Annotated in this window: 4 protein-coding genes and 1 pseudogene; all 5 read left to right on the top strand. The window is 65.6% G+C overall.

The window, feature by feature from the left end; translation table 11 throughout:
- Nucleotides 1-102 precede the first annotated feature (102 nt).
- Nucleotides 103-555 carry an Lrp/AsnC family transcriptional regulator gene (locus I55_RS00430; RefSeq protein ID WP_044558439.1) on the top strand — a complete coding sequence of 151 codons (453 nt, stop codon included), beginning with the start codon at nucleotides 103-105 and terminating at the stop codon, nucleotides 553-555.
- Between the two features lie 423 nt (nucleotides 556-978).
- The gene (locus I55_RS00425; RefSeq protein ID WP_083900722.1) at nucleotides 979-3,981 is read left to right on the top strand and encodes a TonB-dependent receptor domain-containing protein; all 3,003 of its coding nucleotides are present in this window, start codon (nucleotides 979-981) and stop codon (nucleotides 3,979-3,981) included.
- 112 nt (nucleotides 3,982-4,093) lie between these two features.
- Nucleotides 4,094-5,893: pseudogene (locus I55_RS38885) on the top strand (tetratricopeptide repeat protein); the annotation flags it as partial.
- Nucleotides 5,894-5,991: 98 nt separating this feature from the next.
- The gene (locus tag I55_RS39430) at nucleotides 5,992-6,066 is read left to right on the top strand and encodes a hypothetical protein (RefSeq protein ID WP_376739158.1); all 75 of its coding nucleotides are present in this window, start codon (nucleotides 5,992-5,994) and stop codon (nucleotides 6,064-6,066) included.
- 207 nt (nucleotides 6,067-6,273) lie between these two features.
- Nucleotides 6,274-8,044: transglutaminase family protein (locus tag I55_RS00415; RefSeq protein WP_148293504.1), on the top strand; the 1,771-nt coding region annotated here is incomplete at its 3' end.

Genomic DNA, 8,044 nt, shown 5'->3' with positions numbered 1-8,044 from the left:
GTGCTCTCCCGTTCGAAGGTTCCCTGTTGAAACGACTGTCAGGCAAACCCTTGACGGAATGAACAGGCAATGCGACCAATCTGACGGGAATTGGTAGGCAGAATGAACAGTCAGACCGACAACTTTCAACCTGACGACCTGGACATCGCCCTGCTGCGCCTGCTGGAGGGCGATAGCCGCCTGCCCACGGTGACCCTGGCCAAGCGTCTGGGCGTGTCGCGCACCACGGTGCAGGCCAGGCTGGAGCGGTTGGTGTCACGCGGCGTCATCACCGCCTTCACCATCCGGCTGGACGCCGAGTATCTGGCCCGCCGCATCCAGGGCCATGTCGCCATCACCCTTCTGCCTAAGGCGGCGCGGCAGGTGGAGACGCGCCTGAAGGCCATGCCCCAGGTGCGCCAGCTGTACGCCGTCAGCGGCCCGCACGACATGATCGCCGTCGTCTCCACCGAATCCATCGCCGAGATGAACACGGTGATCGATGAGATCGGCGCACTGGAGGGGGTGGAGCGCACCAACTCCTCCATTATCCTGTCCCAACGCCTGGCGCGCTGATCGGCATCCTGTCCCAGCGCCTGGCGCGCCGACACGTCTCCTTTCCCCAAGCTGCTGAGTCGGCGCGCCGCCACCGCGCCGGGCTTCCGCCGCATTTCCGAAAACTCCAGCCAACGGGCTAGACCTTTCGGAAAATGACGCGAGTCGTATGGCTTTTGTCTTATCCGTTCGATCTATGCAAGATTGCCGGTAATTATGTTTCTGAATCGTTTCAGAGATGCGCACGACTGTTACACAGCCGTTACACAGCGGCGCAAATCAAAGCATGACGGCTGCACATTTCGCGACGCAGCATTGACCAGCATAAAATATCCAAAATAGCATTTCCGTGTTGGCCCCAGCACAAGGGGGACACGTTTCAAAAAGAGATTTGTCTGGTTGGGGCCAGCAATTTCAACAATCTCCAGAACAGCGGGGAAATCCATGGGCATGCCAAAATTCGGGCGGCGCGCATTGCTGCTGTCTTCGACCATCCTTGTCGGCGCGCTGGCGGCGTCGACGGATGTTGCGGCGCAGCAATCGGCCAGCGCCTCAGCGGATATGCAGGAAATCGTTATCACGGGCTCGCGCATCAAGCAGGCCGCGAACCTGACCAGCGACAGTCCGCTGACGACGGTCGACAGCGTCGAGATGAAGTTCCAGGGCACGACCAACGTCGAAACGATGCTGAACAACCTGCCCGGCATCACGGCGGCCCAGACCAACGCCCAGGCTAACGGCGCCACCGGCACCGCCACCATCAACCTGCGCAACCTGGGCGAGTCCCGCACCCTGGTGCTGATCGACGGCCGGCGCATGCCGCTGGGCGACCCGACCTACCCCTATGCCGACGTGAATTTCATTCCGGGCGCGCTGGTGGACAGTGTGGACGTGGTCACGGGCGGCGCCTCGGCGGTCTACGGTTCCGACGCCGTGGCCGGCGTGGTGAACTTCAAGATGAAGCGCGATTTCGAAGGCGTGAAGGTCGACTATCAGTTCTCCGCCGCCCAGCATAGCAACCAGAACAGCGACGCGCAGACGGTCCTGAAGAAGTCCTCCTATCCCGTCACCATCCCGGGTGACCGGTTCGATGGCTTCGTCCGCGACAGTTCCTTCGTCATCGGCGCCAACGCCCCCAACAACAAGGGCAACGTCACCGCCTACGCCACCTACCGCTGGACAGAGCCTGTCACCCAGGCGACGCGCGACTGGTCGGCCTGCACCATGGCGACCACCAGCAGCGATGAGAACACCCTGGCCACCCAGGACAACCAAAGGTATTGCTCCGGCTCATCCAACAGCGCCTACGGCCGCTTCCGCACCAACGGTTCGGGCACCGGCTATTCGCTGAACCCCGATGGATCGGCGTCGTTCGTCAAATACAACAGCGCCCTGGCCTTCAACTACGGCCCCTACAACTACATCCAGCGCCAGGATGAACGGTACACCGGCGGCGCCTTCGCCCATTACGAGATCAGCCCGGCCTTCGACGTCTATACCGACTTCATGTTCATGTCGGACCACACCAAAGCCCAGATCGCGCCGTCCGGCTTCTTCAGCGGAACGACCTATTCCATCAATTGCGACAACCCGCTGATGTCGGCATCGGAGGCGACCACCCTGTGCGGCGCCAACGCCGGCAGCGCCAGCACCAACTGGCAGGGCTACGTCGCCTACCGCTTCACCGACAACAACGCACCCCGCTACGATGACCTGCGGCACACCGATTACCGCTATGTCATCGGCACCAAGGGCGACCTGGGCGGCGGCTGGTCCTACGACGTCTATGGCCAGCATGCGGCGGTGATCTACAACGAGACCTATCAGAACGACGTTTCCATCAGCAAGCTGCAGAACGCCCTGCTGGTGAAGAACGTCAACGGCGTCGCCACCTGCGAATCCGTCATCAACGGCACGGACACGAGCTGCGTGCCCATCAACGTCTTCCAGTTGGGCAAGATCAGCAGCGCCGCCTACAATTACGTCTACACCACCAGCTTCAAGGAAGGCACCACCACCCAGGACATCGTCAGCGGATCGGTGTCCGGCGACTTCGGCGCCTGGGGCGTGAAAAGCCCCTTCGCCAAGGACCCGGTGGCCGTGGCCTTCGGCACCGAATGGCGGCGTGACGCCATCGACCTGAAGTACAGCGAGAACGTGTTGTCGGGCGACCTGTCCGGTTCTGGCGCCGGCACCACCCAGCCGGCGGTGGGCGCCACCGAGGTGAAGGACATCTTCGGCGAACTGCGCCTGCCCCTCGCCTCCAACCTGCCCTTCGTCAAGGACCTCTCCGTCGACGCCGGCTACCGCTGGTCGGACTACAACCTGGCGGGCAAGGCCAACACCTACAAGGCCAGCCTGAACTACGCCCCCGTCAGCGACGTGGCCTTCCGCGGCGGCTATAACCATGCCGTCCGCGCTCCCAACATCATTGAGCTGTTCCAGACCAACACCTCGGGGATCGGCGGCGCCTTGGACCCCTGCTCCGGATCCAACCCATCGGCCTCGCTGGCGCAGTGCGGTCGCACCGGCGTGACGGCGGCCCAATACGGCAGCATCTCCGAATGCACCTCGGTCGACGGCTGCAACACGTTGAGCGGCGGCAACAAGGCGCTGAAGCCGGAAACGGCGGACACCTATACGGCCGGCTTCGTCTTCACCCCGACCTTCGTGCCCAACTTCGCGGCCACGGTCGACTACTACAACATCAAGATCGAGAACCTGATCGGCACGGTGCCGACCTCGCAGATCATGTCGCAGTGCCTGAACACCGGCAATTCCTACTACTGCGATCTGATCCACCGTGGCGCCAGTGGCAGCCTGAATTCCAGCGACGGCTATTACATCACCACGGACATCAACGCCGGTTACCGCCAGCAGGCGGGCGTGGACGTCTCCGGCACCTACCGCCAGGATCTGGAAGACCTGGGCCTGAAGGATCTGGGTGGCGTGACCTTCAAGTTCATCGGCTCCTGGACGCAGTTCAACCGCTACCAACCGCTGCTGCATGAGGCCAAGTACGATTGCGCCGGCCTCTACGGCGCCACCTGCGGCCAACCCACGCCGCATTGGCGTCACCAGTTCCGCGTCACCTGGAACACCCCGTGGAACGCCGACATTTCGGTCAACTGGCGCTATATCGGCGGCAGCAGCCTGGACAACAACAGCAGCGACACCAGCCTGAACGCCAACTCCGGCATCTACGACAACATCGACGGCCACATCTCCGCCTACAATTACTTCGACCTGGCGGCGACCATGAACCTGGCCGACCACTACACCCTGCGGTTCGGCGTCAACAACCTGTTTGACAAGGACCCGCCCATCCAGTCCGCCAACGACGACTACGTCGGGGTGCTGGGCAGCTACGGCAACGGCAACACCTACCCCGGCATCTACGACACCCTGGGCCGGACATTCTTCCTGGGTATCACCGCCGACTTCTAAGCCGGCTGGGGCATCACCGCCGACTTCTAAGCCGGCTGGGGCATCACCGCCGACTTCCAAGCCGGACGGGGCATCACCGCCGACTTTTGAATCGGCTTATCGTATAAACTTGATGCGCGGCGGGTCCCACCCCGGGGCCCGCCGTTTTTCCATCCTGTTCACGACGCACGGGCCCCGCTTCATGACCACCGGCCAGTCCCCCTTTTCCATCCCCGTCGCCCGCACCACGAACGCGACGCAACGCCAGCGCATCCAGGCGCTGATCAGTCAGGCCCTGACCTTCCAGGCGCGGGGCCAATTGCATGAGGCGGAACAACTGCTAGCACAGGTGCTGGCCGTGGAGCCGGCGGAGCCGGACGCCCTGCAACTGATGGGCCTGATCGCCAAGCGCAACGGCAAGCTGGAGGAAGCGGAGCGGCTGCTGCGCCTGTCGCTGGCGGTGAACAGCCGCCAGCCGCACGTGAACTACAACCTGGGCAACCTGCTGAAGGACACCGGCCGCCCGGCCGACGCGCTGCCCTTCTATGAAAAGGCCATCCTGCACAAGCCCGACTACACCGAGGCCTACACCAACCGGGCCGAATGCCTGGTGGCCCTGGCGGCCAAGGAACCGGCCGCCACCGGCCGCCGTCTGCTGGAAACCGCCTTGCCCCTGTACCGCCGCGCCCTGACCCTGCAGCCCGATGACGTGGCGGCCCGGGTGGGCATGGCGGAAGCCTATTTGATGATGGACCAAGCCGAAGAAGCGGAGGCGCTGCTGCGTGCCGGTCTGGCCCGCCGGCCCAACGACTTCTACCTTAACAACAGCCTGGGCACGGCCCTGCGCCAGTTGCAGCGCTTCGAGGAGGCGGCCCCGCACCTGAAGCTGGCGGCCGACCTGGCGCCGGACCACTGGCAGATCTGGCTGAACCTGGGCAACACCCTGCTGGCGCTGGGCCGGCTGGAGGAGGCCATCGCCTGCATGAAGAAGGTGGTGGTGCTGGATCCCGCCAACTATGCCGCCCAAAGCGCCCTGAACCAAGCGCTGTGGGAGACGGGCCAGCACGACCTGCTGCTGAATTCCTATGAGTGGGCCAAGCAGCGGCGGCCCGACGACCCCGACCTGCTGGAGATGGCGGCCGAGGCCTACATCATGTTCAGCCGTTATGACGAGGCAGAGGAAAACCTGGCCGCCGCCGCCGCCCTGCGCCCCGGCTCCCCGGTCCTGCCCCGCCTCACCGCCACCCTGCGCATGGCCCAGAACCGCATGGAGGAGGCGTTGGCCGCCGCCCGCCAGGGCCTGGAGGAAGACCCGGCGGACCAGCGCCTGCTGCACCGGGTGGCCGAGGCGACCATGCGCCTGGACCGCCCGGCCGAAGCGCTGGACGCCGCGCGCCGCCTGGGCGAGGTGGTGCCCGATAGCCAGTTCGCCGTGGCCTTCGAGGCGACGGCCCACCGCCTGCTGGGCCAGCCGGACCCACGCGGTCTCTATGACTACGACCGCTTCATCCACGCGGCGGATCTGGTGCCGCCGCCGGGCTACTCCGATCTTGCCGCCTTCCATGCCGACCTCATGGCGGCGCTGGACGCGCAGCACGTCGCCAAGCATGAGCCTATCGAGCAGACGCTGCGCAACGGGTCGCAAACGCGGGAGAACCTGTTCACCCGCGTCGGCGCCGCCCCGGCCATCCAGGCCCTGCGCGACAGCATCCTGGCCGCGACCGAGCGCTATATCACAGCCTTGCCCGACGATGGCGACCATCCCTACCTGCGGCGCAAAGGCCAGGCCCTACACTGGGCGGGCTCATGGTCGGCCCGGCTGCGCGACCAGGGCTATCATACCAACCACATCCATCCCGAGGGCTGGATCAGCGGCTGCTATTACGTGGACCTGCCCGACGTGGTGGCCGACACCGAGTCCAAGCAGGGCTGGATCACGTTCGGCGCCATCAACCTGGGTTCCGGCCCGACCCGCCCCTGGAACGGGCCATCCAGCCGCGCCCCGGCCTGTTGGTGCTGTTCCCCAGCTACATGTGGCACGGCACCATTCCTTTCCGCAGCGACCAGACCCGCACCACCATCGCCTTCGACATTGGCGGCCGGTAGTAGCAAATCACCGGCATGAGGCGACGTCTCATGCCGGCGCAGGATGCGGGCGCCCGGCGTTGCGGGCAAAAGGGATGCCCATTTCTTGGGCTGCCCAAAAATCATGCTGCAACGCACTTTAACCGTCGCGGCCAATGATGGTACCGTGACCTCCGACAGGGCACCGGGGGCTATGGGTCGCCATCGCTTCCGCGAACAGGGGAAGTCATGAGCATCCACGTCGCCATCAATCACAAGACGATCTACCGCTACGACCGGCTGGTGAACCTGGGCCCGCAGCTGGTCCGCCTGAGGCCGGCGCCGCACTGCCGGACGCCGATCCTCTCCTACTCGCTGAAGGTGACGCCCAAGCAGCACTTCCTGAACTGGCAACAGGACCCGCAATCCAACTGGCTGGCCCGCCTGGTCTTTCCGGAAAAGACCGAGGAATTCGCGCTGGAGGTGGACTTGGTGGCCGACATGGCGGTCATCAACCCCTTCGACTTCTTCCTGGAGCCGGCGGCGGAGAAGTTCCCCTTCTGCTATGAGCCCTGGCTGGCCAAGGACCTGAAACCCTTCCTGGAGGCGGAGGAGCCCGGCCCCCTGGTGAAGGCCATCCTGGCCGACGTCGACCTGACGCCCACCGGCACCGTCGCCTTCCTGGCCGACCTGAACCTGAAGCTGCAGCAGCGCATCGGCTATGTCATCCGGCTGGAACCGGGCGTGCAGACGCCGGAGGAGACGCTTCAGCTCGGCACCGGTTCCTGCCGCGACACCGCCTGGCTGCTGGTGCAGATCCTGCGCAACCTGGGCCTGGCGGCCCGCTTCGCCTCCGGCTACCTGGTGCAGTTGGTGGCCGACCAGAAGCCGCTGGAGGGGCCCGATGGCCCCAGCGCCGATTTCACCGACCTGCACGCCTGGACGGAGGTCTACCTGCCCGGCGCCGGCTGGATCGGCCTGGATCCCACCTCCGGCTTGTTCGCGGGCGAAGGGCACATCCCGCTGGCCTGCACGCCCGACCCGTTCTCCGCCGCCCCGGTCACCGGCGGCCTGGATGAATGCGAGGTGACGTTCGAGCACGCGATGTCGGTCACCCGCATCCGGGAGCAGCCGCGCACCACCAAGCCCTATACCCCCGACCAGTGGGGCGCCATCGATCGCCTGGGCCAGCAGGTGGACCGCGAGATCGTGGACGGCGACATCCGCCTGACCATGGGGGGTGAGCCCACCTTCATCGCCATCGACGACATGGACGGGGCGGAATGGAACACCGCCGCCCTCGGGCCCACCAAGCGCCTGCTGTCCGGCGACCTGATCCGCCGCTTGCAGGCCCGCTATGCCCAGGGCGGACTGCTGCACTTCGGCCAGGGCAAGTGGTACCCGGGCGAGAGCCTGCCGCGCTGGGCCCTGCAGCTGTACTGGCGGCGCGACGGCGATGCGCTGTGGACCCACGCCGAATACCAGGCGGATGAGCGGCGCCACTACGGCTACGGCGTGGCGCAGTCGGAAGCCTTCATCCGCCGGCTGGCGGAGCGTCTGGGCATCGATCCCGACTACGCCCGGGGCGCCTTCGAGGATCCCTGGCACTACATCCGCAAGGAGCGCGAGCTGCCGGTGAACGTCGACCCGTTCGACAGCAAGCTGGACAACGCGGAGGAGCGGGCGCGCCTGGCCAAGGTGTTCGACACCGGCCTGGGAAAGGCCATCGGCCACGCCCTGCCCATCAGCCGCCGGCATGAGGCCACCGGCCCCGTCTGGCTGTCCAGCGCCTGGACCCTGCGCAGCGACAAGCTGCTGCTGGCCCCCGGCGACAGCCCCCTGGGGTATCGCCTCCCCTTGGGCTCCCTGCCCTGGGTCGACACCATCGACCGGGTCTACAGCTACGAACAGGATCCCTTCGACAGCCGGCCCGATCTGCCGTCGCGGGAGGATCTGGAACAGCAGATGGCCTTGCGCAAAGGCAGACGGAACCCCTGCGCCAGCGGTCCATGCCGACGTG

The organism is Azospirillum sp. B4 (assembly GCF_000333275.1).
Taxonomy (GTDB): domain Bacteria; phylum Pseudomonadota; class Alphaproteobacteria; order Azospirillales; family Azospirillaceae; genus Nitrospirillum.
The sequence above is the reverse complement of the archived record's forward strand: the minus strand, read 5'-3'. Positions and strand labels throughout refer to the sequence as shown.

Bases quoted from the DNA above. Each gene is read 5' to 3' on its own strand.
- I55_RS00430 (WP_044558439.1), top strand. From the start codon at position 103: ATGAACAGTCAGACCGACAACTTTCAACCTGACGACCTGGACATCGCC.
- I55_RS00425 (WP_083900722.1), top strand. From the start codon at position 979: ATGGGCATGCCAAAATTCGGGCGGCGCGCATTGCTGCTGTCTTCGACC.